This is a genomic window from Rhizobium sp. BK196, from assembly GCF_014193255.1.
Classification (GTDB): domain Bacteria; phylum Pseudomonadota; class Alphaproteobacteria; order Rhizobiales; family Rhizobiaceae; genus Rhizobium.
The window spans coordinates 757,517-784,184 of sequence record NZ_JACHZB010000001.1 but is presented as its reverse complement, the minus strand read 5'-3'; the positions used below and the strand labels follow the sequence as shown (position 1 = coordinate 784,184).

The 26,668-nt window shown below is 59.2% G+C and carries 25 protein-coding genes; 14 read left to right on the top strand and 11 right to left on the bottom strand.

All coding sequences use genetic code 11. From position 1 onward, the window contains the following. Positions 1–21: 21 nt before the first annotated feature. A complete protein-coding gene (locus FHT78_RS04110; RefSeq protein WP_183740899.1) occupies positions 22–786 on the bottom strand; it encodes a GntR family transcriptional regulator in 765 nt (254 codons plus the stop codon). Next, the gene (locus FHT78_RS04105) at positions 783–1,667 is read right to left on the bottom strand and encodes an N-acetylglucosamine kinase (RefSeq protein ID WP_183740896.1); all 885 of its coding nucleotides are present in this window, start codon (positions 1,665–1,667) and stop codon (positions 783–785) included. The genes FHT78_RS04110 and FHT78_RS04105 overlap by 4 nt, the downstream gene beginning before the upstream one ends. A gap of 532 nt (positions 1,668–2,199) precedes the next feature. On the opposite strand from FHT78_RS04105, the gene FHT78_RS04100 reads away from it, so the two are divergent. From FHT78_RS04100 to FHT78_RS04080, 5 genes are all read left to right on the top strand, one after another. Beyond that, positions 2,200–3,459, top strand: a complete 1,260-nt coding sequence (locus FHT78_RS04100) for an ABC transporter substrate-binding protein (protein ID WP_183740893.1) — start codon at positions 2,200–2,202, stop codon at positions 3,457–3,459. Positions 3,460–3,674: 215 nt separating this feature from the next. Next, positions 3,675–4,622, top strand: coding sequence for a sugar ABC transporter permease (locus FHT78_RS04095; RefSeq protein ID WP_183740890.1), 948 nt, complete (start codon positions 3,675–3,677; stop codon positions 4,620–4,622). Positions 4,623–4,635: 13 nt separating this feature from the next. Continuing rightward, entirely contained in the window at positions 4,636–5,478 is an 843-nt protein-coding gene (locus FHT78_RS04090; protein WP_183740887.1) for a carbohydrate ABC transporter permease, read from the top strand. Further along, positions 5,475–6,542 carry a Gfo/Idh/MocA family oxidoreductase gene (locus tag FHT78_RS04085; protein ID WP_183740884.1) on the top strand — a complete coding sequence of 356 codons (1,068 nt, stop codon included), beginning with the start codon at positions 5,475–5,477 and terminating at the stop codon, positions 6,540–6,542. The genes FHT78_RS04090 and FHT78_RS04085 overlap by 4 nt, the downstream gene beginning before the upstream one ends. 10 nt (positions 6,543–6,552) lie before the next feature. Further along, positions 6,553–7,554: an ABC transporter ATP-binding protein gene (locus FHT78_RS04080; RefSeq protein WP_183740881.1), complete on the top strand. Its 1,002-nt coding sequence runs from the start codon at positions 6,553–6,555 to the stop codon at positions 7,552–7,554. A 140-nt stretch (positions 7,555–7,694) separates the two neighbouring features. On the opposite strand, the gene FHT78_RS04075 is transcribed toward FHT78_RS04080, so the two are convergent. The 8 genes from FHT78_RS04075 to FHT78_RS04040 form a co-directional block, all read right to left on the bottom strand. Further along, complete coding sequence (locus tag FHT78_RS04075; protein WP_183740878.1) at positions 7,695–8,300, bottom strand: nucleotidyltransferase family protein; 606 nt, start codon at positions 8,298–8,300, stop codon at positions 7,695–7,697. Positions 8,301–8,634: 334 nt separating this feature from the next. Continuing rightward, positions 8,635–8,940 carry an NIPSNAP family protein gene (locus FHT78_RS04070; RefSeq protein WP_183740875.1) on the bottom strand — a complete coding sequence of 102 codons (306 nt, stop codon included), beginning with the start codon at positions 8,938–8,940 and terminating at the stop codon, positions 8,635–8,637. A gap of 31 nt (positions 8,941–8,971) precedes the next feature. Further along, positions 8,972–10,309: an MFS transporter gene (locus FHT78_RS04065; RefSeq protein ID WP_183740873.1), complete on the bottom strand. Its 1,338-nt coding sequence runs from the start codon at positions 10,307–10,309 to the stop codon at positions 8,972–8,974. A gap of 163 nt (positions 10,310–10,472) precedes the next feature. Further along, positions 10,473–11,534: an ABC transporter ATP-binding protein gene (locus FHT78_RS04060; RefSeq protein WP_183740870.1), complete on the bottom strand. Its 1,062-nt coding sequence runs from the start codon at positions 11,532–11,534 to the stop codon at positions 10,473–10,475. Positions 11,535–11,546: 12 nt separating this feature from the next. Further along, positions 11,547–12,335 (bottom strand): ABC transporter permease, encoded by a 789-nt coding sequence (locus FHT78_RS04055; RefSeq protein WP_183740867.1) that lies wholly within the window; start codon positions 12,333–12,335, stop codon positions 11,547–11,549. Further along, on the bottom strand, positions 12,332–13,225 hold the full coding sequence (locus tag FHT78_RS04050; protein WP_183740864.1) for an ABC transporter permease subunit: 894 nt from the start codon (positions 13,223–13,225) through the stop codon (positions 12,332–12,334). Before FHT78_RS04050 ends, FHT78_RS04055 begins: the two co-directional genes overlap by 4 nt. Before the next feature lie 71 nt (positions 13,226–13,296). Then, entirely contained in the window at positions 13,297–14,400 is a 1,104-nt protein-coding gene (locus FHT78_RS04045) for an ABC transporter substrate-binding protein (RefSeq protein WP_183740861.1), read from the bottom strand. A gap of 187 nt (positions 14,401–14,587) precedes the next feature. After that, the gene (locus tag FHT78_RS04040; protein ID WP_183740857.1) at positions 14,588–15,460 is read right to left on the bottom strand and encodes a MurR/RpiR family transcriptional regulator; all 873 of its coding nucleotides are present in this window, start codon (positions 15,458–15,460) and stop codon (positions 14,588–14,590) included. 176 nt (positions 15,461–15,636) lie between these two features. Here FHT78_RS04040 and FHT78_RS04035 point away from each other — a divergent pair, with 176 nt between their 5' ends. The 6 genes from FHT78_RS04035 (at position 15,637) to FHT78_RS04010 (ending at position 23,179) form a co-directional block, all read left to right on the top strand. Then, positions 15,637–16,407: an N-formylglutamate amidohydrolase gene (locus tag FHT78_RS04035; protein ID WP_183740854.1), complete on the top strand. Its 771-nt coding sequence runs from the start codon at positions 15,637–15,639 to the stop codon at positions 16,405–16,407. A 119-nt stretch (positions 16,408–16,526) separates the two neighbouring features. Further along, the gene (locus FHT78_RS04030) at positions 16,527–18,074 is read left to right on the top strand and encodes an amino acid permease (RefSeq protein WP_183740852.1); all 1,548 of its coding nucleotides are present in this window, start codon (positions 16,527–16,529) and stop codon (positions 18,072–18,074) included. A 147-nt stretch (positions 18,075–18,221) separates the two neighbouring features. Then, positions 18,222–19,586 carry a glutamine synthetase family protein gene (locus tag FHT78_RS04025; RefSeq protein ID WP_183740849.1) on the top strand — a complete coding sequence of 455 codons (1,365 nt, stop codon included), beginning with the start codon at positions 18,222–18,224 and terminating at the stop codon, positions 19,584–19,586. 98 nt (positions 19,587–19,684) lie between these two features. Then, positions 19,685–21,070: an aldehyde dehydrogenase family protein gene (locus FHT78_RS04020; protein ID WP_183740846.1), complete on the top strand. Its 1,386-nt coding sequence runs from the start codon at positions 19,685–19,687 to the stop codon at positions 21,068–21,070. Then, entirely contained in the window at positions 21,067–22,221 is a 1,155-nt protein-coding gene (locus tag FHT78_RS04015; protein WP_183740843.1) for an iron-containing alcohol dehydrogenase, read from the top strand. The genes FHT78_RS04020 and FHT78_RS04015 overlap by 4 nt, the downstream gene beginning before the upstream one ends. Before the next feature lie 247 nt (positions 22,222–22,468). Continuing rightward, the gene (locus FHT78_RS04010) at positions 22,469–23,179 is read left to right on the top strand and encodes a ParA family protein (RefSeq protein ID WP_183740840.1); all 711 of its coding nucleotides are present in this window, start codon (positions 22,469–22,471) and stop codon (positions 23,177–23,179) included. A gap of 131 nt (positions 23,180–23,310) precedes the next feature. On the opposite strand, the gene FHT78_RS04005 is transcribed toward FHT78_RS04010, so the two are convergent. Further along, on the bottom strand, positions 23,311–24,699 hold the full coding sequence (locus tag FHT78_RS04005; protein ID WP_183740837.1) for a L,D-transpeptidase: 1,389 nt from the start codon (positions 24,697–24,699) through the stop codon (positions 23,311–23,313). 252 nt (positions 24,700–24,951) lie between these two features. Between FHT78_RS04005 and FHT78_RS04000 the strand changes: the two genes are divergently transcribed. The 3 genes from FHT78_RS04000 to FHT78_RS03990 all read left to right on the top strand — a co-directional run bounded on the left by FHT78_RS04000 (position 24,952) and on the right by FHT78_RS03990 (position 26,627). Next, positions 24,952–25,788, top strand: a complete 837-nt coding sequence (locus tag FHT78_RS04000; protein ID WP_183740834.1) for a DUF4432 family protein — start codon at positions 24,952–24,954, stop codon at positions 25,786–25,788. An 85-nt stretch (positions 25,789–25,873) separates the two neighbouring features. Beyond that, entirely contained in the window at positions 25,874–26,212 is a 339-nt protein-coding gene (locus tag FHT78_RS03995; RefSeq protein ID WP_183740831.1) for a TIGR01244 family sulfur transferase, read from the top strand. 70 nt (positions 26,213–26,282) lie between these two features. Next, positions 26,283–26,627, top strand: coding sequence for a RidA family protein (locus tag FHT78_RS03990; RefSeq protein ID WP_183740828.1), 345 nt, complete (start codon positions 26,283–26,285; stop codon positions 26,625–26,627). Positions 26,628–26,668: the final 41 nt, after the last annotated feature.

The window sequence follows — 26,668 nt, the reverse complement described above, 5'->3', positions numbered from 1 at the left end:
CTTTTTGAATTGGAAGAAAAATCAGGTCGCGCCGATCGTCAGTTCGGCAACGAAGTCATAGGCGTCGCCGCGATAAAGCGAGCGAGTGAATTCCACTGCGCGGCCAGAGCCGAGATAGGAAATACGCTCGATGGAAAGTCCGGCCTGGCCGACGGGCACACCGAGCAGTTGAGCGTCGGCTTCCTTCATGTTGGTCGCGGATATGCGTTGCACGGCGCGGACGGGGCGCACGCCGAGCCGCTCCAGCTCGGCATAGAGCGAATTGGCGACAGCAGAGGGGTCAGGCAGGAATTCGCCCGATACGCTTGCATGTTCGATCGCCAGGGGTTGGTCGTCGGCGATGCGCAGGCGCGACAGGCGCGAAACCTTGATGTCCGTGCCGAGGCCGAGGATCATCATCTCGTCGGGTGACGGCGTGTGGATGCCCTTGTGCAGCCATTCGGAGCGCGAGGACATGCCGCGGCGTGCCATGTCCTCGGTGAAGGAGGTGAGCTGCGACAGGCGCTGTTCGACTTTCGAAACCGGCTTTGCGACGAAGGTGCCGGATCCGTGGCGGCGCACGAGCAGGCCGTCGGCCACGAGCTCGTCGATCGCCTTACGAACGGTGACGCGGCTGACGGCGGCAAATTCGGCAATATCGCGTTCCGGGGGCAGGGCATCGCCGTGCGCGAGCGTGCCGGTACGGACAGCGTCTTCCAGCGTGCGGCGCAGCTTCACATAGAGCGGACCGGTGCCGCCGGCCTGCAGGCGTTCGGGGGACAGAATGGAGGCGAGATCGTCGGTCATGCCGCACCTCTCTGCCGTTCGTTCAGAAGTTTTAGGGCAAGGTCCACGGCGCCCTGCAGCGCATCGGCTTTTGGCTCTGCGAGAAGCGCCTTATGCCGATCGGCAAGCCAGGGATGATAGGCTTTGGCCAGGCCGCCAAGCAGGCAGATGGACGGGCATTCCGGCCATGACAGTGCGTCGAGGCTTTCGTCGATGGCACGCGCCGCATCCTTGATGATCTCGATCGCCGTCGCATCGCCGGCCTGAGCGCCTTCGAAGACCATAGGCGCATAACGGGCGAAGTCTGTCGGCCGGGCCGTATGGGCGAATTCGACGACGCGTTCCGGATCGTTGCCGTATTCGGTCATCAGCTTATCGGTCAGCGGCGAGGCGAGGCGGACCTTGTCATAGGCAAGCAGGGATTTTTCCAGGAGATCGCGGCCAAGCCTGGCACCGCTTGCCTGATCGCCGACGATCGAGCCCCAGCCGCCGATCCCGTGCAACTTGCCGTTCCGGCGCGCATTATAGACCGAGCCTGTTCCGAAAGCGCCGACAATGCCATCGGCATCGCCGAGCGCCCCCTGCAGCGAAATCAAGGCATCGGTGACGACCTGGCCGTTCTTGAAGGGCAGGGCCTTTTCGATCCGGTTGCCGTAATCGCCGACATTGGCGCCGGCAACGCCGACCACTGCCGAGACGGTTGAAATGGTTTCATTTTCAAATCCGGCATCACGCAGCGCCTGGCGAGCGGATTCGACGATATTGACGAGAGAGTTTTCCAGATCGGAAAGGATATTGGCAGGGCCGGCTTTGCCGTGGCCGATGACCTTGCCCATTCTGTCCACGACTGCGGCCCGACAGCTTGTTCCGCCGCCATCTATACCGATTGCAAGTTCCGTCATCGGACCTCCGGATACGCTGTTCCCTTATGTTTTTTAATACAATACCAAAAAAATACCATTTACCAAGCAGAAATGATTAGGAAATTGTCAGTTTTTAACCCGTTGATTTTTAATAATAAAAATTTTTTATGAACTTTCCATCGTCCAGAAGTTAATTTTGGCTGGACAATTGGTATTTTTTTGGCCTTAATTCCGGAAAAGGGAACGGCGTATCGAGGCATGTGAAAACCGGCAAATAAAAATAGTGCCGGCCAGGTTTCGAGAAAGGTGCAGACGGTGATCGCTGGAGCCGGAATGGCTCGCGGAGGCGTGCGGTATCTTTCCAAGTTTCCCCTTATTTCCAAGCGCCCGGTTCAGCGTATCGGGAGGGCGCACCGTTCGGCCGGAGGCTAGCGTCCTTCGTGTCGGCAGAGCTTCAGGGCCGCCAGTCTTGGCGGCTCCAAAAAGGGGCGTTGGGTGTTTCCTCAGGCACGCCAACCGCTTGTTTCAGACCGAAAACAGCGCCCAGTGGCGCTCAAAACAGGAGAGGGAAATGAAAAACACTGCTCTGAAAAGCTTGCTGCTTGCCTCCAGCCTGCTGTCGTCAGCCGGCCTCGTTCATGCCGCCGACGTGACGCTCACCGTCGAAAGCTGGCGTAACGACGACCTGCAGATCTGGCAGGAAAAGATCATCCCGGCTTTCGAAGCCAAGAACCCGGGCATCAAGATCGTCTTCTCGCCGACCGCTCCGACTGAATACAACGCTTCGCTGAATGCCAAGCTCGATGCAGGTTCTGCAGGAGACATCATCACCTGCCGCCCGTTCGATGCCTCACTCGAACTCTTCAACAAGAAGCAGCTCGTCGACATCACCAGCCTGTCCGGCATGGAAAACTTCTCGCCGGTCGCCAAGGCTGCCTGGTCTACGGACGACGGCAAGTCGACCTTCTGCGTGCCGATGGCTTCGGTCATTCACGGCTTCATCTACAACAAGGATGCCTTCGATAAGCTCGGCATCGCTGTGCCGAAGACGGAAGACGAATTCTTCGCAGCCCTCGACAAGATCAAGGCTGACGGTACCTATATTCCGCTCGCCATGGGCACGAAGGATCTCTGGGAAGCCGCAACCATGGGCTACCAGAACATCGGTCCGAACTACTGGAAGGGTGAAGAGGGCCGCCTAGCGCTGATCGCCGGCAAGCAGAAGCTGACCGATCCCGCCTGGGTCAAGCCCTTCGAAGACCTTGCCAGGTGGAAACCCTACCTCGGTGACGGTTTCGAAGCCCAGACCTACTCCGATAGCCAGAACCTCTTCACGCTCGGCCGCGCCGCCATCTACCCGGCAGGTTCGTGGGAAATCGCGCTGTTCAACACGCAGGCTCAGTTCAAGATGGGCGCCTTCCCGCCGCCGGTTCCGAAGGCCGGCGACCAGGGCTACATTTCCGACCATCCGGATATCGGCGTTGCGCTGAACGCCAAGAGCACGCACCAGGAAGAAGCCAAGAAGTTCCTCACCTGGGTTGCTTCGCCGGAATTCGCAGACATCTATGCGAACGCACTTCCGGGCTTCTTCAGCCTGAACTCCAACCCGGTCAAGATGAGCGATCCGCTGGCTCAGGAATTCGTTTCCTGGCGCGGCCCGTATAAGTCGACCGTGCGCTCGACCTATCAGATCCTGTCGCGCGGTACGCCGAATCTCGAAAACGAGACCTGGGTTGAATCGGCTAACGTCATTAACGGCACGGACACCCCGGCCGCTGCTGCCGAAAAGCTCCAGAAGGGCCTCGACAGCTGGTACAAGCCGGGCAAGTAAGGTTTTGAAGGTAAGGGGCGGCCTTTTGGACCGCCCCTTATCGGCCTGCCGGCCATCTTGTCCCGCGAGGGGCAGGAGACTCGCAGCCGCCTCCTGGCCCGTGGTTTTCAGGTATGGGCATGGTCCGGCTCTCCGAAGAGGGAGAGGGGAATGAGGGGCAAGATTTTCACCTGCGCTGCGCCTTATGGTCCAGCCAATAAAAACAGGCAAAAGCCATGAGCGAAGCCGACACCACCGTCGACGTGATCCCGATCAAGCGTCCCATTCGCTGGCATATCGGAATCTTTCTTCTTCCGGCCTTCATCGTCTATTCGGCGATCATGATCCTGCCGCTGATCGAAACGCTCCGGCTTTCCTTCTACAATACCGTTGACGGAGTCCCCACCTTTGTCGGACTCGCCAATTACAAGGTTCTCTTCGGCGATGCCCGCTGGGTGCATGACTTCTGGAATGCGCTGCGCAACAATGTGATCTTCTTCATCATCCATATGTGCGTGCAGAACCCGATCGGGATTGCGCTTGCCGCACTTCTATCGACGCCCCGGCTTCGCTTCGTTGCCTTCTACCGCACGGCAATCTTCCTGCCGACGCTGCTCTCCTTCGTCATCGTCGGCTTCATCTGGAAGCTGATCCTTTCGCCGATCTGGGGTGTCGCACCCTGGCTGATGAGCCTCGTCGGCCTGAAGTGGGCCTTCGCACCCTGGCTCGGTCAGTCCGGCCCGGCACTGATCGCAGTGTCGCTGATCTCGAACTGGCAATATATCGGCATCCCGATGATGCTGATCTATGCAGCGCTTCTGAGCATTCCCGAGGAAGTCATCGAGGCTGCCGAATGCGACGGCATTACCGGCTGGGCGCAGTTCTGGAAGATCAAGCTGCCGCTGGTTCTTCCAGCGATCGGTATTATCTCGATCCTGACTTTCGTCGGCAATTTCAACGCGTTCGACCTGATATATACGGTCCAGGGCGCGCTTGCCGGCCCTGACATGTCGACGGATATTCTGGGCACGCTGCTCTACCGTACCTTTTTCGGTTTCCAGCTGCAGCTCGGCGATCGCTCCATGGGTGCGACGATCGCGACGGTCATGTTCCTGATCATCCTTGCCGGCGTCTCCTTCTATCTTTTCGCCATCCAGCGGCGCATGCGCCGTTACCAGTTCTGAGGAGTGTGAGCCCATGTCGAACAGAGCGCGCACATCCCCCATCCGCACCGGCCTCGTGCATCTGGCGCTGATCGGCTACACGCTGATCGCCATCTTCCCGGTGTTCCTGACGATCGTCAATTCGTTCAAGGACCGAAATTCGATCTTCCGGTCGCCGCTGCAGGTGCCCACGCCGTCCACCTTCAGCCTGATCGGCTATCAGACGGTGCTGGGGCAGGGTGACTTCGCCACCTATTTCCAGAACAGCTTCGTCGTGACGATCGTTGCGATCTTCCTCGTGCTGCTGTTTGGGGCGATGGCCGCCTTTGCGCTGTCGGAGTATCGCTTCAAGGGCAACACGCTGATGGGTCTCTATATGGCGATCGGCATCATGATCCCGATCCGCCTCGGCACGGTCGCCATCCTGCAGGGCATGGTCGCGACCGGCCTCGTCAACACGCTGACGGCACTGATCCTCGTCTATACGGCGCAGGGTATTCCGCTCGCGATCTTCATTCTCTCGGAATTCATGCGCACGGTGTCCGACGACCTGAAGAATGCCGGGCGCATCGACGGGCTCTCCGAATATGCGATCTTCTTCCGCCTCGTGCTGCCGCTGGTGCGGCCGGCAATGGCGACTGTCGCCGTCTTCACGATGATCCCGATCTGGAACGACCTGTGGTTCCCGCTGATCCTGGCTCCATCAGAAGCCACAAAGACGGTGACGCTCGGCTCGCAGATCTTCATCGGCCAATTCGTCACCAACTGGAACGCGGTTCTGGCGGCGCTGTCGCTGGCGATCCTGCCGATCCTTGTTCTCTACGTCATCTTCTCGCGGCAGCTGATCCGCGGCATTACCTCGGGAGCCGTCAAGTGAGCCAATCCGACAAGCCGATCCGTGTCCTTGTTGCCGGCCTCGGCAATATGGGCCGCAGCCATGCGCTCGCCTATCACAACAATCCGGGCTACGAGATCGTTGGCCTCGTCAACCGCTCCAAGCCGAGCCAGCTTGCGCCGGAGCTGGAGCAGTACACTATCCATCCCGACTTCATGACGGCGCTTGCCGAGCTGAAGCCGGATCTCTGCTCGATCAATACTTATTCCGACAGCCATGCCGATTATGCCGTCGCCGCCTTCGAAGCCGGCTGCGACGTCTTCGTCGAAAAGCCACTGGCAACGACCGTTGCCGATGCGGAGCGCGTCGTGGCCGCGGCAAACAAGGCGGGCAAGAAGCTGGTGATCGGCTATATCCTGCGTCATCATCCGTCCTGGACGAAGCTGATCGAGGAGGCGCGGAAGCTCGGTGGTCCCTATGTCTTCCGCATGAACCTTAATCAGCAGTCCAGCGGGCCGACCTGGGCGACGCACAAGTCGCTGATGCAGACGACCTCGCCGATCGTCGATTGCGGCGTCCACTATGTCGATGTCATGTGCCAGATTACCGATGCCAAGGCTGTGGAAGTCCGCGGCATGGGTTTGCGCCTGTCGAACGAGATCGCGCCGGACATGTATAATTACGGCCATCTGCAGGTGCTTTATGAAGACGGTTCCGTCGGCTGGTACGAGGCCGGCTGGGGGCCGATGATTTCCGAGACGGCCTTCTTCGTGAAGGATGTGATGTCGCCGAACGGCGCCGTCTCGATCGTCATGGACCCGAATGCGAAGTCCGACGATATCGACACGCATACGAAAACCTCCGTCATCCGCCTGCATACGGCAGAGACTGGGCCTGACGGCAAATTCATCCGTCCCGATCAGGACATGACGATGGAGGGCGAACCCGGCCACCAGGCGCTTTGTGACCTGGAGCAGGCCTTCGTGCTGCGCGCCATCAACGAGGATCTGGACCTTACCCGCCATATGGATGATGCGGTGGCCTCACTGCGCATCTGCCTTGCCGCTGACGAAAGCGTGCGCACCGGCCGACCGGTTAGACTATAAGGAAAGACTAGTGGGATCGCTTCAACTGAAATCCATCCGCAAGGCCTACGGCAAGCACGAAGTGCTGAAGGGCATCGACCTTGAGGTCAAGGACGGCGAATTCGTCATTTTCGTCGGCCCATCAGGCTGCGGGAAATCGACCCTGCTGCGGAGCATTGCCGGCCTGGAAGACGTCACCTCGGGTGCTGTCGTCATTAACGGCCGCGACGAGACGCTGACGCCGCCGGCCAAGCGCGGCATCGCCATGGTGTTCCAGTCTTACGCGCTCTATCCGCACCTGACGGTGAAGGACAATATGGGCCTTGGGCTGAAACAGGCGGGTACGGCCAGGGACGAAATCGAAAAGCGCGTCTCCAAGGCCTCTTCGATGCTGTCGCTGGAACAGTATCTCGCCCGCCGCCCGTCCGAGCTTTCGGGCGGTCAGCGCCAGCGTGTTGCGATCGGCCGCGCGATCGTGCGCGAGCCCGAGCTCTTCCTGTTCGATGAACCGCTTTCCAACCTCGATGCGGCGTTGCGCGTGCAGACGCGCCTTGAGATTGCTCGTCTGCATCGTAGCCTCAAGGCAACCATGATCTACGTCACCCACGACCAGGTCGAAGCCATGACGCTAGCCGACAAGATCGTGGTGCTGAATGCCGGTGCGATCGAGCAGATCGGCTCGCCGATGGAACTCTATAATCGCCCGGCGAATGTCTTTGTTGCCGGCTTCATCGGCTCGCCGCAGATGAACTTCATCGCCGGCGATAAGCTGGGTGACGCCAATGCAAAGACGGTCGGCATCCGCCCCGAGCATCTGACGCTGTCGCGCGACAGCGGCACCTGGAAGGCGAAGACCGTGCATGTCGAGCATCTCGGTGCAGACACCATCGTCTACCTGGAATCCGAGCAGTGCGGACTCATCACCGCGCGTCTGTTCGGCGAGCACAAATATGAGCCGGATGAGATCGTTTATGCGACGCCGGATGGAACCCATATCCATCGCTTTGATGCCAACGATAAGGCGATCCGTTGATCGCAGCCGGAATGAAGGACGTGTTCGCATAAAGCCTTCCAACTCCAACTTGGCGTTGTGGTCGCCGAGCTTCATGACTTTCGGCAACTGATCGATGCATCGCCCCAGTATATAGGACCTTCACGATAGAGCGGAACGTGTTAGTTGCGAACGTCCTGGTTATGGTCTATCGTCGTTGCGGTTTGACGATCAACGATCGTCAGCCACGGCCACCGCTGCAAGTATTCGGTGCATTTGATCAGATATAATTCGTGCTGAGGATTGAGAGGGTTCAGGCGCAGGATGCCGTTCCACATATCACCCAAGCCATCAGGAGCATAAAGGCTGGTGTCGCGAAGGCGAATGCCGATCCTTGTGCAGAGGGTGAGATAACGGTCGATGCCATCCTCCGCCTTCTGTAGGGCTGGATAGTCCGCTCCAAACTTATCCTTGTACCAGAGATGGACCCTGGCCTGATTCTTGATCTCCACCTTTGCGGGTAGATCGGCGACGGCCTGCTGCACCTGGCGAATGACGGCGTCTTCGGCATCCCATGATAGGTCGGAGTCATCGAAGTAAAAGATGTCGTAATCCTTTATCCCGTACTGAGGATCATACCCCGACTTCAGATTCCAAACGGTCTGCACGAGGCAGCCTGCAGTGAGAATGCCCTGGGGAATTTGGGGGGCGCGCAACCGGATCAACAATTGAGCATTTATAGGGTTGCGGAAGACGGACTCAGAGAATTGCTGCTCCGTAAGCGGCATAGCCCCTCCTTTGCTTATTTGCGTCGTGAAACTGTCGGCGCAAAATCCTGATTAAAGCGACAGTTGACCGAGCCAAATGCTTCATGAAGTTTCCGGCAAGATGCCTCACCTGAAAGAGCCGTGCTGCAAATGCTCGGCGTCAACATCGGCTTGAATGCCACCTTTGCCAAGACTCGGCCAGCGCGCAAGGCCCTTCGTTCGGCGACGTGATGGGTGAAGTCAGCGTCGAAAAATCCTGCCGTCGATGATGATCAGGCTCGCCATGACCAGGATCATATGGTGCTGTCTTATGCCGATCGGCCGGATTGATATGCCTGGACTGATTCCAGGGCGATCAGCCGAGAACTGGGCGCATGAAGCTGCGCTCATAGCTGATGATGCTGCGGTTACGCTTGTCGAGTTCGAAGGCAGCCTGGCATTCCAGGTCGCTCGTCATCCGGGTGCGATAGTCCTCATAGGCGGCAAGGCTCGGGAAGGAAAACAGCGCAACCGCAATGTTGTTGGCGCCTTCGGATGGCAGGAAATAGCCGTGATGGGTGCCGCCCATCCTGTTGACGATCGGGATCCAGAGTCGGGCATATTCCTCGAATTCAGCCAGCTTGTAGGGGTCGATCACGTATCGCAGGTAGCAGGTAATCATCGAAATATCCTGTCTTGGCGGGTTTGCTCGTTCAGGTGCGGGAGGCGAGGCGCTCCGTCAATTCCTCAATACCGACTTCAGCCTCGATGCTGTCTCCCCTGGCTAGAAGGTAGAGGCCGAGGCCGAAGGTGAGGGCGGCGATGAACAGCAGATAATAGGCATGCGCCATCGGGTTGATCGGCAGCAGGGCGGCGACGGCAAGCGGCGTCAGCCCGCCGAAGATCGCATAGGAGACATTGTAGGAAAAGGAGAGGCCGCTGAAGCGGACGCGGGCCGGAAAGGCGCGCACCATGACGTAAGGCACGGCGCCGACCATGCCGACGGCAAGGCCCATGATGGCGTAGAGTACGAAGAGAACCGTCAGCGAAACCGCGGCATAGCTGTAGAAGGCGAAGGTGGCGATGGCGAAGAAGATGCTCGAGACCAGGAAGAAGCGTCCGGAGCCGACACGATCGACGATGGCGCCGGCTGCCGCCGTGCCGAAGATCAGGAACAGCGTACCGAAGCTGGTGGCAGCCAGCGACTGCTGGGCGGTATAGCCATACTGCTTCTGCAGGAAGGTTGCCGTCATCAACGTCGTCACCACGATGCCGGCAGACAGGATCCAGGTCAGCAGGACGGAGATGACGACACCGCGGGGATAATCACGCAGCACAGCCTTCAGCGGCAGTTCCGGTACCAGCGAGCGGCTCTGTTTCATCTCCGAGAAGATTGGCGTTTCCTGCAGCCATTGGCGGAGATAGACGGCAACAAGGCCGAAGATGCCGCCGATGAAGAAGGGCAGGCGCCATGCATAGGCGGCGATATCGTCAGGCGTGAAAACCGTATTGATGATCGTGGCGATGAAGGAGCCGAAGAGGATGCCGAGCGTGAGGCCCGAGCAGAGAAAGCCGCAGGCAAAGCCGACGCGACGGAAGGGTACATGCTCGGCGACGAAGGTCCAGGCGCCTGGAACCTCGCCACCGATCGCCGCACCCTGGAGGATGCGCATCAGGATAAGAAGGACGGGGGCAGCGACGCCGATCGAGGCATAGGTCGGCATTGCCGCCATGCCGAGTGTCGAAAGTGCCATGAGCAGGATGGAGAAGGCGAAGACTTTCTTGCGGCCAAAGAGATCGCCGAAATGGGCAAGTACGATGCCACCGAGTGGCCGCACCAGGTAGCCGGCGGCGAAGATTCCAAAGGTCTGCAGCGTCACCAGCCAGTCCGGCATTTCCGGCGGGAAGAACAGCTTGCCGATCACGGCTGCGAAGAAAACGAAGATGATGAAATCGTAGAATTCCAGTGCGCCGCCAAGGGCGGAAAGGCCAAGCGTGCGGAAATCCTGCAAGGTCAGGCTGCGGGGAGCGGAGGCTGCGACTGATGACATGATGGGGCACTTCGTGGATCGGGAATGTTTGCTCCATGCGGCATGGTTCCCGCCACTTCAAGTTCTTTCTGGTGAAAGCTCCATCACGTTTGCTGACAGTGTTTCTACGAATGAAAAAGGCGCCGCATTGACGGCGCCCTCATCAAGAACGTTTTTCTTCCGATCAGTCGCGGATGACGAGAAGGTCGGCGGCCATGAAGCGGAGCGTCACGGTCTCGCCGGCAGACGGCGGCGTGACGCCGGGGCTGTTGAACATGTCGAAGGAGATGACGTTGCCGCCGACATTCATTCGGGTACGGATGACAGAACCCAGGAAGTGGGCGGAGACGACCTGACCGGTCAGAGCCGTATCGCTGTGTGTGCCTTCGGCAAGCGAACCGGCTTCGGGACGGAGTGCGAGTTGAACCGTATCGCCGGACTTGTAGGTCTGGACAGATTGTTTCAGCGTCACAGCCTGATCACCGATCTGGATCCGATTGCTGTCGGGATCGACGACCTTGGCCTCGATGAGGTTCAACGTGCCGACGAAGGAAGCGACGAAGCGCGTTGCCGGCGTATTGTAGATCTCAAAAGGCGTACCGATCTGGTCGGCCTTGCCGGCGTTCATGACGACGATGCGGTCGGAGATCGAGAGCGCCTCTTCCTGGTCGTGCGTGACGAAAACTGTCGTGATGCCAAGCGACTGCTGGATCTGGCGGATTTCCTCGCGCAGCGAAACGCGGATCTTGGCGTCGAGGGCAGACAGCGGTTCGTCGAGCAGCAGGACCTGCGGCTTGACGGCAAGGGCGCGGGCAAGAGCAACGCGCTGCTGCTGGCCGCCGGACATCTGGTAGGGGAAGCGGTCTGCCAGATGATCGAGCTTGATGAGGCCAAGCATTTCCTTGACTCTGCTGTCGATGTCCGGTTTGGGAGCGCCCGCGACTTTCAGGCCAAAGGCGACATTGTCATGCACAGTCATGTTCGGGAAGAGGGCGTAGGCCTGGAAGACCATGCCGATGTTGCGCTGGTTTGGCTTCAGCGGACGCTGGTCCTTGCCATTGATCGTCAGAGTGCCGCCGGTTGGCGTTTCGAAGCCGGCGATCATGCGCAGAACCGTTGTCTTGCCGCAGCCTGATGGTCCGAGGAAGGAAACGAATTCCCCTTTCTCGATAGTCATATTGAAGTTCTTCACGACCTGGGTCTGGCCGAAGGATTTCTGAATGTTGGTCAGTGTGAGAAAAGACATGAGCCAAATACCTTATGCTTTAGCCGGGCGGGCTTTGCCAAAGCGGGAAACGAGGTTGAGCAGGCCCATGCTGAGCCAAGTGATCGAGAAAGCGATGACGGCGAGCGCCGAAGGCTCATAGGCCTTGTTGGCGCCGACGAGCTGCAGGTAGGGACCGAAGGCTGGGCGATTGAGGAGGGCCGCGAAGGTGAATTCACCCATGACGATCGCGAGCGTTATGAAGGCGCCAGAGAGTACGCCGCTCATGACATTCGGGAAAATGCACTTGAACATGATGGTCGTCCAGCGAGCGCCGAGGCTTTCAGCCGCCTCCGTCAGCGTGCGGACGTCGATGGCGCGCATGGCTGTATCGACGGCGCGGTACATGTAGGGCAGCGACAAGGTGATGTAAGAGAAAACCAGCAGGATGTTGGTGCCCATCGACGAATTCGTCAACGGCAGATAGGACGACGAATTGTACATCCTGAGGTAGCCGAAAACGATGACGATCGCCGGGATGACGAGCGGTAGCAGCGTGATGAATTCGACGACCGGACGCATCTGCGGTAGGCGTAGCCGCACCCAGTAGGCTGTCGGTACGACGAGCAGCATGCCGAAGATGATGGTCAGAAACGCCATTCCCATGGAGTAGCCGAAAGTCTCGCGGAACTGAGCGTCCGAGAAGACTGACTGATAGGCATCGAAGCTATAGGCGCCGCGGCGCATGCGCAGCGAAAATTCGATCGTGCCGATCAGCGGAATGATGAAATAGGACGCGCCGAGAATGATAGCGATCCAGGCTCCGAGACGTTGAGCTTTCATTTTTGCCACCGTTCGGCGCGCATGCGCAGCATGAGATAAAGGACATTGGATACGCCGGTTATGACGATCATGCCGAGCGCGATCGCGTAACCGAGGTTGGCATTGTGAAGAACGTCACCGCGGATCTGCGCATAGAGCAGGATCGGCACGATGTTCAGTGAACTGCCGGTCAGCGCGAAGGCGGTGGCGATGGCGCCGAAAGCGTTGGCAAAGAGCAGCAGCGTGGTACCGAGCAGGCTCGGCCAGAGGATCGGTAGCGCGACCATCGTCCAATATTGACGGTTGGTAGCGCCGAGAATTTCAGAGGCTTCGCGCCATTCCTTCTTCATACCGTCCAACGCCGGCGTCAGGATCAGCACCATCAGCGGAATCTGGAAATACATGTAGGTGATGGTGAGGCCGAAGAAGGAGAGGAGGTTGAAGCCGGTGCCGTAAAGGTTGAAGCCGAACCAGTCGCGCAGGAAGAGGGTCACAAGGCCGGTGCGGCCGAGCGTTGCGAGAAAGGCGAAGGCGAGCGGTACCCCGGCAAAATTCGAGGCCACGCCGGAGAAGGTCAGAAGCGTCGAGCGCACCGAGTTCGGCAGGCCGCCGAGCACGACGGCCCAGGCGAGGAAAAAGCCGATCAGCGCGCCGCCGAGGGCGGACGCCACCGAGACGCGGATACTGATCCAGTAAGCGCTCAAAATCGATGGCGTAAAGAGATCGCCGATATTCTTCAGCGTGAGGTCGCCCTCGGGAGTCAAGAACGCGCCCGCCACAAGATAAAGCGTGGGGATGATCAGGAACAGTAGTGAAAAAATAATGAAGGGTGCAATGCCCAGCCAGTCGATCACGCGGTCTTTGTTGATCAAGGGGGCGCTGCTCACCATAGGCGTTGAAACCGTGCTCATGGAAAAGCTCATCCTGGGGCGTCGGAGTGAGAAAACCTCCCCGCCTTCAGGCGGGGAGGCAGGATCAGGGGTTACTTGACGCTGGCGCCGACGACGGAATCCCAGTTCTTGGTGATGGCTTCCTTGCCTGCTGCCTGCTCTTCGAGCGTCGGGAAGACGGCCTTTTCATAGGCTGCCGCCGGCGGCAGCTTGTCGAGCAATTCCTTCGGGATCTTGTTGTTCTTGGCAAGATCGTTGAAGCGGATCGGATGGCAATAGCCCTTCAGCCAGCCGAGCTGACCTTCGTCGGAATAGAGGTATTCCATCCAGAGCTTGGCAGCGTTCGGGTGCGGAGCGAAGGCGGAGATGGCCTGGACGTAGACGCCGGCAACGACGCCCGTCTTCGGAACGACGACTTCGAAGGGAGGATTGCCCTTCAGGCTTTCACCCCAGGAAAGCGCGTTGTAATCCCAGGCGATGATGATCGGCGTGGAGCCCTGCGCGAACGGAGCTGCCTTGCCGACAACAGGTACGAAGTTGCCGGCCTTGTTCAGTTCGGCGAAGAACTTCAGACCTTCTTCTCCTGCCTTGGCAGCGTCACCGCCGGAAGCGGAAAGACCGGCCGCATAAACGCCCTGGACAGCCTGGTTGGCGGTGCGGGGATCGCCGGCGAGCGCGACGGTATTCGCATAGCCGCTCTTCTTCAGATCAGCCCAATCGGCCGGCGACTGCTTGACCAGATCCTTGTTCACAAGGAACGACAGAACGCCGTAATAGTCACCATACCAGTAGCCTTCGGGATCCTTGGCGGTATCCGGAATAGAATCCCAGGTGGAGACCTTGTAAGGCTGGATCAGGCCGTCTTTCTTGGCGGACGGGCCGAAGGAGAGGCCGACGTCGATGACATCAGGGGCCTGCGGACCGGTGTTGCCCTTGTTAGCCTTGATGGCTTCGACTTCGTCGCCCGAACCCGCATCCGGGTTCAGTTCGTTGACTTCGAGGCCGTACTTGGCCTTGAAGCCGGCAATGACGTCGCCATAGCCGCACCAGTCGTGTGGGAGAGCGATCGTCGTCAGCGTGCCTTCCTTCTTGGCGGCAGCGATAAGATCAGCGCTCGGCTCAGCTGCTGCGATCGCAGTCGAAGCAACGATCATCGCAGTAGAAAGCGAGAGCAGTCGAGAAATGTTAGAGATCACTGTTGTTCTCCTTCGGGTTTTCAGTGTCCGATGTGCTGTTACTGTCGTTAGATGAAGCTTGTATGACAGTTGCGTGACGTTAATTTCGTCATGAATAGCAGGAGCTTGCGGCAGATGTTTTATTTGCGACAAGCTGTCCTGATTCCGCGAAATCCGTCTTTGTTTTTGCCCTTTTTAGCTGTCCCTCCTAACCGGGTTTGCGGAAAAGCCGGGTCTGTTCGAACAGGCCTTCCAGCGTTTTCATGCGCTCCTTCGTCTCGTCCCAGGTCGAGTTCTGCACCGCCTCGATGAGCGCCTCGACAATGAAGAGTGTGACGACGGAGGAATCCCAGGCCGACGGCGCCTCGATCTGCACGCGAAAGACGTGACGGGCGAGCTTGGCGGCAGGCGAAGCCCATTGGTCTGTGAAGACGATGATTTCGGCTCCGCGTTTGCGGGCGGCGGTGGCGAGGCTCACCATCTCCTGCTCGTAGCGGCGGATATCGAAGATGATGAGCAGATCGCCCGGATTCATATTAAGGACGTATTGCGGCCAGCTTGACGAATTGGACGAGAGCAGCGCCGTGTTCGGGCGGATGACCTGCATATGGGTAAAGAAGTATTCGGCCAGTGCGCCGGTAATGCGTCCGCCGACGAAATAGAGCGTGCGTTTGCGGTCCGAGAGCAGGGCAGCGACGTCGTCAAAGGTTGCCGTATCGAGATCGGTGAGCGTTTGACGCAAATTGCCCATAATGGCATCGGCGAAGCGGTTCAATATATGTGTGCCCGGCGCGTTCTGGGCCCAGCGATCGTGCTTGGCGATCGGATTGGAAATCGTCGCTTCGACTTCCTGATGCAGATGCTGCTGGAAATCCGGATAGCCCTTATAGCCGAGCTTCTGGACCATGCGCACGACCGTCGGCGTGGAGACGCCGGCATTCTCAGCAATCGTGGTGATGCTGCCGAGGCCGGAGACGGGGTAGTTATCGAGCAGGCTTTCGGCCAACTGCTTTTCGGCGCGTGTGAGCACGCCAAGATGCGAATGAATGACGTCCGAAACGGTCTTAGCCGCGACACTCACGTGATTTTGCTCCCCGGGATGGTCTGATGCCACTTTCCCAGTGAAAGTTAACAACGCTGTCACAATCCATGTCAATGACTGTCATGAAAAGAAATTTTCAGAGTGTGCTTGACACTGCGGTAAAGCTGAAGAATTCTTTTCTTATAAAGAATTTATTAAGCGATGGAGAGGTGCGGTTGGTGCTGGTTCAGCCCCGAATTCTCAGCGAAGCGGACGGTGATTGCGTTGCAATCGAACGCGTTCACGGCAAGAGTCCCGTGCTCATCATTTGCGAGCATGCATCCCGCACGCTTCCTGAATATTTCGGTAATCTCGGCCTGTCCGAAGAAGCGCTTTTAAGCCATATCGCCTGGGATCCGGGCGCGCTTGCCGTTGCCCGCGCCATTTCGGCTGCTCTCGATTCAACGCTGATCTACCAACGTTTCTCCCGGCTGATCTATGACTGCAACCGGCCGCCGAGCTCGCCGGGCGCCATGCCCGAGATCAGCGAGATTTATACGATTCCCGGTAACCAGGATTTGACCGAAAGCGAGCGCCGTGCCCGCACGGAAGCCCTCTACCTGCCATTCCACGATGGCGTGCGTGCCTTGATCCGCGACCGGCAGGCGAGGGGTCAGGACAGCGTCATCGTGACGATCCACAGTTTCACTCCTGTCTATAATGGCAAGCAGCGCGCCGTGGAGCTCGGCATCCTCCATGACGAGGACAGCCGGTTTGCCGATCGTATGCTGGAGTTTGCGGCCGAAGCACCGCTTTACCGCACCGAGCGCAACGAACCCTACGGACCTGAGGATGGCGTGACGCACACGCTGATCCTGCATGGCGTTTCCAATGGGCTTCGTAATGTCATGATCGAGGTCCGCAACGACCTCATCGCAGACGATACCGGCCAAGGGGTCGTGGCCGACTATCTAACAGGGCTCATCCAGAGAAGTTTGGAAGCCTGAAAAGAATAAGACCCCGGGGAGCAGTTTAACTGCGAACAGCCCGCAAGGCGAAAAGCCACGGGCACTATTGGCACAGGATCGGCCGCAATTCCGCGGACGATTGTCAACAGGGGGAAGTCATGTCGGACTATACCGAAAGTGATAAGAAGCAGGATATGCATATCCTGCATTCCATGGGCTATGCCCAGGAACTCGAACGGCGGATGAGCTCGTTCTCGAATTTTGCCGTTTCCTTCTCGATCATCTGCATCCTCTCCGGCGGCATCAATTCGCTGGCGCAGGCAACCGCGGGTGCGGGTGGTGCCGCCATCGGCATCGGTTGGCCGGTCGGCTGCTTTGTTTCTCTGGTCTTCGCCGTCGCCATGGCGCAGATCAGTTCCGCCTATCCGACGGCAGGCGGCCTCTATCACTGGGGCTCGATCCTCGGCAACCGCTTCACCGGCTGGTTGACCGCCTGGTTTAACCTGCTCGGCCTCGTCACCGTTCTCGGCGCCATTAACGTCGGCACCTATTACTTCTTCATGGGCTCCTTCGGCTCGAGCTATCTCGGCCTGACGGACACGACGACGGTGCGCATCGTCTTCCTGGTGATCATCACCGGCGCGCAGGCGCTCGTGAACCACATGGGCATCGGGCTCACCGCAAAGCTCACGGACTTCTCGGGTTATCTGATCTTTGCGACCGCGATCGCGCTCGCTGCCGTGTGCCTGCTTTCGGCCCCGTCCTATGAGTTTGGCCGTCTCTTCACCTTCGCCAATTATTCCGGCGAGGCAGGCGGTAATGTCTGGCCGGCGACCTCGGGCACATGGGTGTTCCTGCTCGGCCTGCTGCTGCCGATCTACACGATCACCGGCTATGACGCTTCGGCGCATACATCGGAAGAAACCGTCAAGGCGGCGCATTCCGTCCCGCGCGGCATGGTCTCCTCGGTGCTCTGGTCGGCTCTCTTCGGCTACATTATGCTGTGCGCCTTCGTGCTCATGCTGCCGAATATGGACGAAGCGGCAAAGCAGGGCTGGAACGTGTTCTTCTGGGCGATGGACACGCAGGTCAATGCGGTTGTGAAGGACATTCTCTACCTCGCGATCCTCGTCAGCCAGTGGCTGTGCGGCCTTGCGACCGTTACCTCGGTCTCGCGCATGATCTTCGCCTTCTCGCGTGACGGCGGCCTGCCTGCCTCGAAGGGACTTTCGAAAGTCAGCCCGAAATACCGCACGCCGGTTGCCGCTATCTGGACGGGCTCGATCCTCTCGGTGCTGTTCGTCTGGGGCTCGTCGCTCGTTTCGATCGGCGAAACGCCGGTTTACACGATCGTCGTGTCGTGCACGGTCATCTTCCTGTTCTTCTCCTTCGCGATCCCGATCGCGCTCGGCCTTTTTGCCTGGGGAACCTCGAAGTGGGACAAGATGGGTCCGTGGAACCTCGGTGAGGGCATGTTCAAGCTCTTCGCGGTTCTCTCGATCCTGGCGATGGTCCTGATCTTCATCCTCGGCATCCAGCCGCCGAACGGACCGGCGCTCTATGTGACGGTGGGCTTCCTGATCCTGACCGGCATCGTCTGGTTCGGCTTCGAAAGCCGCCGCTTCAAGGGTCCGCCGATCGGCGAGGAAGTGGCACGACGCCAGGCCGAAATCGCAGCGGCCGAAAAGGCTGTCGGCGAGCACTGATAGATCAAGGCTTCCCTCTCACATGGCGGGGCCGCGTCACGCGGCCCCATCACGGTTCAACGAAAAGGCATCGAACCTGTTGATCCCTGCGGTCGCATGCCGTTTCGTTGTCCCGATTTCCCGGTTTCAATTTCAGGCGGATGAATCATGAGCAGCTATACTCTCGACGATCTCAGACAGGACGTTGCCGATGGGCGCATCGATACGGTGCTGGCCTGCCAGGTGGATATGCAGGGACGCCTGATGGGCAAGCGTTTCCAGGCGGAATTTTTCCTCGAAAGCGCCTGGAAGGAAACGCATAGCTGCAACTATCTGCAGGCCACTGACATGGAGATGGAGACCGTCTCCGGTTACAAGGCGACCAGCTGGGAAAAGGGCTACGGCGATTATACGATGAAGCCAGACCTTTCGACACTGCGCGTCATTCCCTGGCTCGAAGGCACCGCGCTCGTGCTCTGCGACGTGCTCGACCATCATACGCATGAAGAAGTAGCCCATTCGCCCCGCGCGATCCTGAAGAAGCAGGTGAAGCGCCTGGAAGGCATGGGCATGAAGGCCTACATGGCCTCCGAGCTCGAATTCTTTCTCTTCGACCAAAGTTATGAAGCAGCGCAGGCGTCCGGCTATCGCAATCTGAAGCTCGCCAGCGCCTATAATGAAGACTACCACATCTTTCAGACGACCAAGGAAGAAGAGGTGATGCGGGCGATCCGCAAGGGCCTGCAGGGTGCCGGCATCCCGGTCGAGAATTCCAAGGGGGAGGCTTCCGCCGGCCAGGAAGAAATCAATGTGCGTTATGCCGATGCGCTCACCATGGCCGACCGGCATGCGATCATCAAGAACGGCTGCAAGGAAATCGCCTGGTCGAAGGGCAAGGCAATCACCTTCCTCGCCAAGTGGCATTACAATGCCGCCGGTAGTTCCTCGCATATCCACCAGTCGCTGTGGAGTCTGGAAGAAAAGCCACTCTTCTTCGACCATGCCGGCCATCACGGCATGACACCGCTGATGCAGAACTATATTGCCGGCCTGCTCAGCCACGCGAGCGAAATCACCTATTTCCTGGCGCCTTACATCAACTCCTACAAGCGCTTCATGGCCGGCACCTTCGCGCCGACCAAGGCCGTGTGGAGCAAGGACAACCGCACGGCGGGCTATCGCCTCTGCGGCGAGGAAACCAAGGCGATCCGCATTGAATGCCGCGTCGGCGGCTCCGATCTCAATCCTTACCTCGCTTTCGCGGCCCTGCTTGCCGCCGGCATCGACGGCATCGAAAAGAAGCTGGAACTGGAAGCGCCCTATGAGGGGGACGCCTATTTCGGCAAGGACATCCGCGAGATCCCGCGCACGTTGCGGGCTGCGACCAAGGCGATGACGGAATCGGAGATGCTGCGCGCAGCCTTCGGCGACGATGTCATCGATCACTATACCCGCGCTGCCGAATGGGAGCAGGAAGAATACGACCGCCGCATCACGGATTGGGAAGTGGCGCGCGGCTTCGAGAGAGCTTAAGAACGTATCCGAAGCGGAAGGTCGCCCGGCTGGATTCTCTTGCGGAGGACCAGTCGAGGTGTCTTTCTCTGCGGCTTATAGAAAACAGGATTCAGATCATGACAATGATCCAATGCATTTCGCCAATTGACGGCTCTGTTTACGCGGAGCGTCCGGCGCTTTCGTTCGAAGCGGCAAAGGAAGCCGTGGCGCGTGCGCGCAAGGCACAGAAGGCCTGGGCCAAGCGTCCGCTCGAAGAGCGCGTCCAACTGGTGCTGAAGGGTGTTGCCCGTCTCAACGAGATGTCCGATGTCGTCGTGCCCGAGCTTGCCTGGCAGATGGGCCGGCCGATCAAGTATGGCGGCGAATATCGCGGCTTCAACGAGCGCTCCAATTATGTCGCCTCGATCGCAGCCGATGCTCTGGCGCCGCTCGTCGTCGAAGAGAGCGACAAGTTTGAGCGCCGTATCGAGCGCGAAGCGCATGGGGTCGTCTTCGTCGTTGCGCCGTGGAACTACCCCTATATGACGGCGATCAACACGATCGCTCCGGCGCTGATGGCGGGCAACGCCGTCGTACTCAAGCATGCCTCGCAGACGCTGCTCGTCGGCGAACGGCTGGCGCAGGCCTTCGTCGAGGCGGGTATTCCCGAGGATGTGTTCCAGAACGTCTTCCTCGATCACGAAACGACCTCGGCCCTGATTGCGGCCGGCAGTTTCAACTTCGTCAATTTCACCGGTTCCGTCGAAGGCGGCCGCTCGATGGAGCGTGCGGCCGCCGGTACCTTTACCGGTCTCGGCCTCGAGCTCGGCGGCAAGGACCCGGGTTATGTGATGGAGGATGCGGATCTCGACGCTGCCGTCGATACGCTGATGGATGGCGCGACCTATAATTCCGGCCAGTGCTGCTGCGGCATCGAGCGCATCTATGTACATGAATCGCTCTATGATGCCTTCGTCGAAAAGTCGGTGGCCTGGGTGTCGAACTACAAACTCGGCAATCCGCTTGATCCGGAAACATCGCTCGGACCGATGGCGAACAAGCGTTTCGCCAAGGTGGTGCGCGAGCAGATCGCCGATGCAGTTGCCAAGGGCGCCAAGGCGCTCGTCGATCCCAAGCTCTTTCCGGCCGATGACGGCGGCGCTTATCTCGCCCCGCAGATCCTCGTCAATGTCGATCACTCCATGGCCTTCATGCGTGAAGAAACCTTCGGCCCTGCCGTCGGCATCATGAAGGTGAAGAACGATGACGAGGCGCTGGCGCTGATGAACGACAGTCAGTACGGGCTAACCGCCTCGCTCTGGACCAAGGATGCGGAGCGGGCAGGGCGGCTTGGCCGCGAAATCGAAACCGGCACGGTATTCATGAATCGTGCTGACTATCTCGATCCGGCTCTGTGCTGGACCGGCGTCAAGGAAACCGGCCGTGGTGGCTCGCTGTCTATCATCGGCTTCCACAATCTGACGCGCCCGAAATCCTACCATCTCAAGAAGGTTACAGCATGAGCAGCGCCAACATCACCGCCAACTGGAGCTATCCGACAGCCGTAAAGCTCGGCCGCGGACGCATCAAGGAACTCGCAGACGCCTGCAAGAGCCTCGGCATGAAGAAGCCGCTGCTCGTCACCGACCGCGGCCTCGCCTCAATGGCGATCACCAAGAACGCACTCGATATTCTCGAAGATGCCGGCCTTGGCCGGGCGATCTTCGCTGATGTCGATCCGAACCCGAATGAAAAGAACCTCGAGGCCGGCATCAAGGCCTTCCGCGACGGCGGCCATGACGGCGTGGTCGCCTTCGGCGGCGGCTCTGGCCTCGATCTCGGCAAATGCGTCGCCTTCATGGTCGGCCAGACGCGTCCGGTCTGGGATTTCGAGGATATTGGCGACTGGTGGACACGGGCGACCGTTGAAGGTATTGCACCGATCGTTGCCGTGCCGACGACAGCCGGCACCGGCTCTGAAGTCGGCCGCGCCAGCGTCATCACCAATTCGGTGACGCATGTGAAGAAGATCATTTTCCATCCGAAGTTTCTGCCGGGCGTCGTCATCGCCGATCCGGAACTGACGGTCGGCATGCCGAAGATCATCACGGCCGGCACCGGCATGGATGCCTTCGCGCACTGCCTGGAAGCCTATTCCTCGCCCTTCTATCACCCGATGTCGGCCGGCATCGCGCTGGAAGGCATGCGTCTCGTCAAAGAATTCCTGCCGCGCGCCTATAAGGAAGGCACGGATCTCGAAGCCCGCGCCAACATGATGTCGGCAGCTGCCATGGGTGCTGTCGCCTTCCAGAAGGGGCTCGGTGCCATCCATGCGCTCTCGCATCCGATCGGCGCGGTTTACAATACCCATCACGGCATGACCAATGCCGTCGTCATGCCGGCTGTCCTGCGCTTCAACCGCTCGGCCATCGAAGAGAAGATCGCGCGTGCCGCTGCCTATCTCGGAATTTCAGGCGGTTTCGACGGTTTTTATGATTACGTGCTGAAGCTGCGTTCCGAGCTCAACGTCCCAGACAATCTGACGGTGATGGGAATCACCCCCGACCGGATCGATGAACTGGCGGCAATGGCGATCGAAGATCCGAGTGCTGGTGGCAATCCGGTTGCAATGACGCTCGAAAATACCAAGACCCTGTTCAGAGATTGCTTCTGAACAGATAAAGGCGGACCCAATAGCTGGCCCGGAAAACTGAGGTTTTCCGGGCTTTTTTGTTGCTTTCCGGATTTTAGGGCATCTTTATTTTTGATGATGTGAAAAATGCAGGCCGCAATTTCAGCGGGTCCGTTTAACAGTTTGTTAACCACGATTGGAAAGGATGGGTTAACCGCACGATGCTCCGACAGTGCGATTAACAACGAGCGATGCCGGCTCGCGCCATTTCCCTTCGAGGATTAAGAATATGCCAGTCATCACATTCGCAAATACCAAGGGCGGCGCCGGCAAGACCACAGCCGTTCTCCTGCTTGCCACCGAACTTGCCCGTCAGGGCTACCGGGTCACCATCCTCGATGCCGATCCGCAACACTGGATTTCGCGCTGGCACGAAATCTCCGGCCATGTGCCCAACATCAGCGTCATCGACTTCGTAACGACCGCCTCGCTGCCGCAGCACGTCAGCGAAAACAAGCAGAATACCGATTACTTCATCATCGACCTGCCGGGGGCGCGCAATCCGCTGCTGGCAACGGCCGTCGGTCTCTCCGACCATGTGCTGATCCCGATCCAGGGCTGCGCCATGGATGCACGCGGCGGCGCCCAGGTTCTCGAACTTCTGCAGTATCTGGAGGAGAAGGCGGGTATCAAAATCGGCCATTCGGTCGTGCTCACCCGCGTCAATTCCATGGTCACCACCCGTGCTCTGCAGCTCGTCAAGGCGCTGTTGAATGAGCGTCACGTGCCGGTTCTCGATACGGCGATCATCGAGCGTTCGGCCTTCCGCGACATCTTCGATTGCGGCGGGACGCTGCATACGATGGACCCGATGCGCGTCAGCAACCTCGACAAGGCTCGAGAAAACGCGTTCTGTTTCGCTGAAGAAATCACCCGCAAGGTGCCGGGCCGGCTCCCGGTCGCGGTGCGGCTGGCAAACGCGATGCTCAGCGCTGCCTGATCGTAATATTCAATGAAAAATGCCCCGACCTGTGTCGGGGCATTTTCTGTTTGTGATAACGAGCAGGTGGAACTGCTCTGCCTCTCCAGTCGGGCTAACGCGCGGCCGAGACATCGGGCGAATAGACTTCGTTAATCGACGAACTCGACCGTCACGCCGGGTTTCACCATCTTGGCAAGCTCCGTCGCATCCCAATTCGTCAGCCGGATGCAGCCATGGCTCTGGGTGCGGCCGATCCTGGAGGGGTCGGGCGTGCCGTGAATGCCGTAGGTGGGCTTGGAAAGCGCCATCCAGACCGTACCAACCGGGCCATTCGGGCCTGGCGGGATGTCGAGGATCCTGTCGTTGGCGCCCTGCTGGAAATTGATCTTCGGATTATAGGTGTAGCCTGGATTGAAGGCGACGCGCTCGACTGTCACCGTACCTGACGGAGAGGGCGTGTCGGTGGAGCCGATCGAGGCGGGGTAGGCGGCAACGAGGTTGCCGGCGTCGTCATAGGCGAAAACCTGCTTGCGGCCCTTGTCGGCGAGGATCTTTGCAACAGTGCCGGCCTTGTTCCCGCCGGGATTGACGACTTTGATGACGGTGCCCGGAATGGTGAAATCAGCGCCTGGGTTCATTTCCTTCAGGAAGTTCTCGTCCATGTGGAAACGTTCGGCGAGCGCTTCGGTGACTGAGGTGTAGGCGAGGGACGGCAAGAGCGCCTTCTGCGAATAATCTTCCGGGATCTGTGCGACGTAGGGACCGGCCGCATCCGCATCCGTGATCGTATAGTTGACGACCGGTAGGCCGCCATTCATGCGCAGTTCTTCCAGGATCGCATCCGTATTGTTCGGATCGAGTTTGGTCCCTGTCATCTGCTCATAGGCATAGATGGCCTTGGTGACGTTGGAGCCCATATGGCCATCGATGACGCCGGGCGAAACGCCGGCGCGATCGAGAAAGACCTGGAGGGCAACGATCTCGGGCTTAGACTTGTCCTTGAGCGTGATGACAGGTTCCTGCGGTGCCTGGCGGGGCTGATCGGCCGGCGGAAACTGCTGGTCGGGCTCTACCGCTGCGTAGTCGTCCTGACCCTGCTGGTCGCCGGGATAGGGTTGATCCTCAAGCTGCCGTCGCTCGATGGCAGCATCCTGCGGTATGGAGCCGGTGACCGGGCCGCGTTCGGAATAGCGTGTGTCGCCGTAGCTGTTGCCATCAGGGTAATAGGGATCGTTGCTGTCGGCGTCGTTATAGACTTCCTGGTTGGTGCGCGGCGAGTAATAGCCGCGGGCGCGCATTTCGGTGGCGACGATATTGCCGTAACGATCGATCAACACGCGGTTGCCGCGATAATCATGGGCATAGACGAAGCCGCGGCCCGACGGGACGTAGTCGAGAATTTCGCCGCTCGGGGTCACCAGCACGATATCGCTTCTGTTGCGGCCATATTGCTGCGCATCGGCCTGCTGCGGTGTGACGCCAGCGAGCGCCAAAAACATGGCCGAAAGGGAAAGGGCCGATTTCAAAAAGCGATTCACGTCTCACACCTCGATCAGTGGCTCGGCAGACACACACCTGCGAATTTTGACGCTAGTGTGGAATTTCTTAAGCCGTGCTGAACAAAAGATAAAAACAGCAGTATTTCGCGTTTACTCTTAAACGCTTGCGCGAAAATGACGTTCCCGTGAAGTCGCCGCTGCGCTGTTGTCTGCCGCCGTTTCGCCCTCGATTGACGAGGGTGGCGGCACCACCTAACCCTATGGCAGCCAAGATTCCCGGGAGGACAAGCGATGATCGAATTTGCCGCGGCGCGCGGGCCGCGCCTGATGCTGGATGAAAGATCGGTACTGGATATCGGCGGCTGCGTCGTCGAGGGCATCGATATCGCGCCCAAGCGCGCCATACCTGACGATGGCGATCCGCGAATCGATCATTCGCTCGAAGGCTTCCTTTTTACTTGCGGTCCCGATCATATCCGTCATCGGCAACCAATTCCCGGCACGGATGGCAAGATCTATCCGCTGCACGGTTCGGCTTCCGGCCACACGGCCAAGGTGTTCTGGACGAAGTTCGAAAACGGTAATGCCGAATGCCGCGCCGACATTGATGTGACCACCGTCGAGGGGGTGCCGCAGCGTATCGAGCGGCTGTGGCGGATCGACGGGGCAAGCGGCGAGGTTTCGCTCGAGGACCGCGTCGTCAATATGGGCGACCAAACGGTGTCGACCTTTCTGATGTACCATATGAACATCGGCGGCAAATGGCTGGACGCGGGAACGCGGCTCGAAGGAAAGATGCTGGAGGGCGCTGGTTTCCCCTGGGCCTTCGGTGAGGAGCCGGGTGGCATCTTCTGCGTCGAGGCTCCAGCCACGGAGGATGGTTTTGCCGAAATCCGGCTCGGGCCGATCGCGGCAATCAACGGCAAGACGCTGCGGGTGCGCTTCCGCGCCGATACGCTGCCGCATCTGCAGATCTGGCGGAACCAGAAGGCGCCGGCGCATATTATCGGGATCGAGCCCGTGTCGCATCGCTGGGTGTCGCGCGATGAACTGGAGGCTGCTGGCGAATTTAACTGGCTGAAGCCGGGGGAAAGCCGCAGCTACGGCCTGCGCTTTGCATTCGTCTGATGAAGGAGCGTTCCGCGAAGACATGTTGACGCTTGACAGGACGCGTCGTAGACCTTCAGCCCACCATTTTGAGGAGATTGAGACGATGGATATCCGCCAGATCGACGATGAATACTCCGTTTCCGGCCAGATCTCGGTAGAGGATCTCGACCAGATTAAGGCGCTCGGCTTCAAGTCCATCGTCTGCCATCGTCCGGATGGCGAAAGCCCGGATCAGACGCCCTTTGCCGTCATCGAAGCCCGCGCCAAGGAAATCGGTCTCGATATCACCCATGTGCCGGTTGGACCTATGGGCGTGACCGAGGAAGCCGTGCAGGGCATGGTCGATGCGCTCGACGAATTCGAACGCCCGATGCTCGGCTACTGCCGCTCCGGCGCACGCTCCACGGCGATTTATCAGAAGACGCACCACATTCGCGCCTGATCCGGCCTTACCCGGTCCAATATGACGCCGCCTTAAGCGGCGTCTTTCATTTAATGAACAGGAGAACACGATGAGCATCAAGCGTATCGACATCGGTGCCCGCATGAGCGGCGCCGTCATCCACGGCAACACGGTCTATCTCGCAGGCCAGGTCGGCGAAGGCGAAAGCGTTACCGATCAGTGCAAGTCGGCACTCGGCGAAGTCGACCGGCTGCTGGCCGCTGCCGGCAGCAACAAGTCGAAGATCCTGCAGACGATCATCTATCTCTCCGATATCGCCTATTTCGGCGAGATGAACGCCGTCTGGGAAGGTTGGATCGACCCGGCAAACCCGCCGGCCCGCGCCACCAGTGAAGCCAAGCTCGCTGCGCCCAAGTACAAGGTCGAGTTCATCGTCACGGCCGCTCTCGACTAAGAGCGCTTAAAAGCGACCAATCAAAGCCGGTGAGGTGTAAA

What these genes read in the sequence shown, in the direction of transcription:
- FHT78_RS04105 (WP_183740896.1), bottom strand. Translation starts at nt 1,667, where the DNA reads ATGACGGAACTTGCAATCGGTATAGATGGCGGCGGAACAAGCTGTCGG.
- FHT78_RS04110 (WP_183740899.1), bottom strand. Translation starts at nt 786, where the DNA reads ATGACCGACGATCTCGCCTCCATTCTGTCCCCCGAACGCCTGCAGGCC.
- FHT78_RS04095 (WP_183740890.1), top strand. Translation starts at nt 3,675, where the DNA reads ATGAGCGAAGCCGACACCACCGTCGACGTGATCCCGATCAAGCGTCCC.
- FHT78_RS04065 (WP_183740873.1), bottom strand. Translation starts at nt 10,309, where the DNA reads ATGTCATCAGTCGCAGCCTCCGCTCCCCGCAGCCTGACCTTGCAGGAT.
- FHT78_RS04025 (WP_183740849.1), top strand. Translation starts at nt 18,222, where the DNA reads ATGAGCAGCTATACTCTCGACGATCTCAGACAGGACGTTGCCGATGGG.
- FHT78_RS04010 (WP_183740840.1), top strand. Translation starts at nt 22,469, where the DNA reads ATGCCAGTCATCACATTCGCAAATACCAAGGGCGGCGCCGGCAAGACC.
- FHT78_RS04060 (WP_183740870.1), bottom strand. Translation starts at nt 11,534, where the DNA reads ATGTCTTTTCTCACACTGACCAACATTCAGAAATCCTTCGGCCAGACC.
- FHT78_RS04070 (WP_183740875.1), bottom strand. Translation starts at nt 8,940, where the DNA reads ATGATTACCTGCTACCTGCGATACGTGATCGACCCCTACAAGCTGGCT.
- FHT78_RS04055 (WP_183740867.1), bottom strand. Translation starts at nt 12,335, where the DNA reads ATGAAAGCTCAACGTCTCGGAGCCTGGATCGCTATCATTCTCGGCGCG.
- FHT78_RS04090 (WP_183740887.1), top strand. Translation starts at nt 4,636, where the DNA reads ATGTCGAACAGAGCGCGCACATCCCCCATCCGCACCGGCCTCGTGCAT.
- FHT78_RS04000 (WP_183740834.1), top strand. Translation starts at nt 24,952, where the DNA reads ATGATCGAATTTGCCGCGGCGCGCGGGCCGCGCCTGATGCTGGATGAA.
- FHT78_RS03990 (WP_183740828.1), top strand. Translation starts at nt 26,283, where the DNA reads ATGAGCATCAAGCGTATCGACATCGGTGCCCGCATGAGCGGCGCCGTC.
- FHT78_RS04075 (WP_183740878.1), bottom strand. Translation starts at nt 8,300, where the DNA reads ATGCCGCTTACGGAGCAGCAATTCTCTGAGTCCGTCTTCCGCAACCCT.
- FHT78_RS04020 (WP_183740846.1), top strand. Translation starts at nt 19,685, where the DNA reads ATGACAATGATCCAATGCATTTCGCCAATTGACGGCTCTGTTTACGCG.
- FHT78_RS03995 (WP_183740831.1), top strand. Translation starts at nt 25,874, where the DNA reads ATGGATATCCGCCAGATCGACGATGAATACTCCGTTTCCGGCCAGATC.
- FHT78_RS04015 (WP_183740843.1), top strand. Translation starts at nt 21,067, where the DNA reads ATGAGCAGCGCCAACATCACCGCCAACTGGAGCTATCCGACAGCCGTA.
- FHT78_RS04050 (WP_183740864.1), bottom strand. Translation starts at nt 13,225, where the DNA reads ATGAGCACGGTTTCAACGCCTATGGTGAGCAGCGCCCCCTTGATCAAC.
- FHT78_RS04100 (WP_183740893.1), top strand. Translation starts at nt 2,200, where the DNA reads ATGAAAAACACTGCTCTGAAAAGCTTGCTGCTTGCCTCCAGCCTGCTG.
- FHT78_RS04030 (WP_183740852.1), top strand. Translation starts at nt 16,527, where the DNA reads ATGTCGGACTATACCGAAAGTGATAAGAAGCAGGATATGCATATCCTG.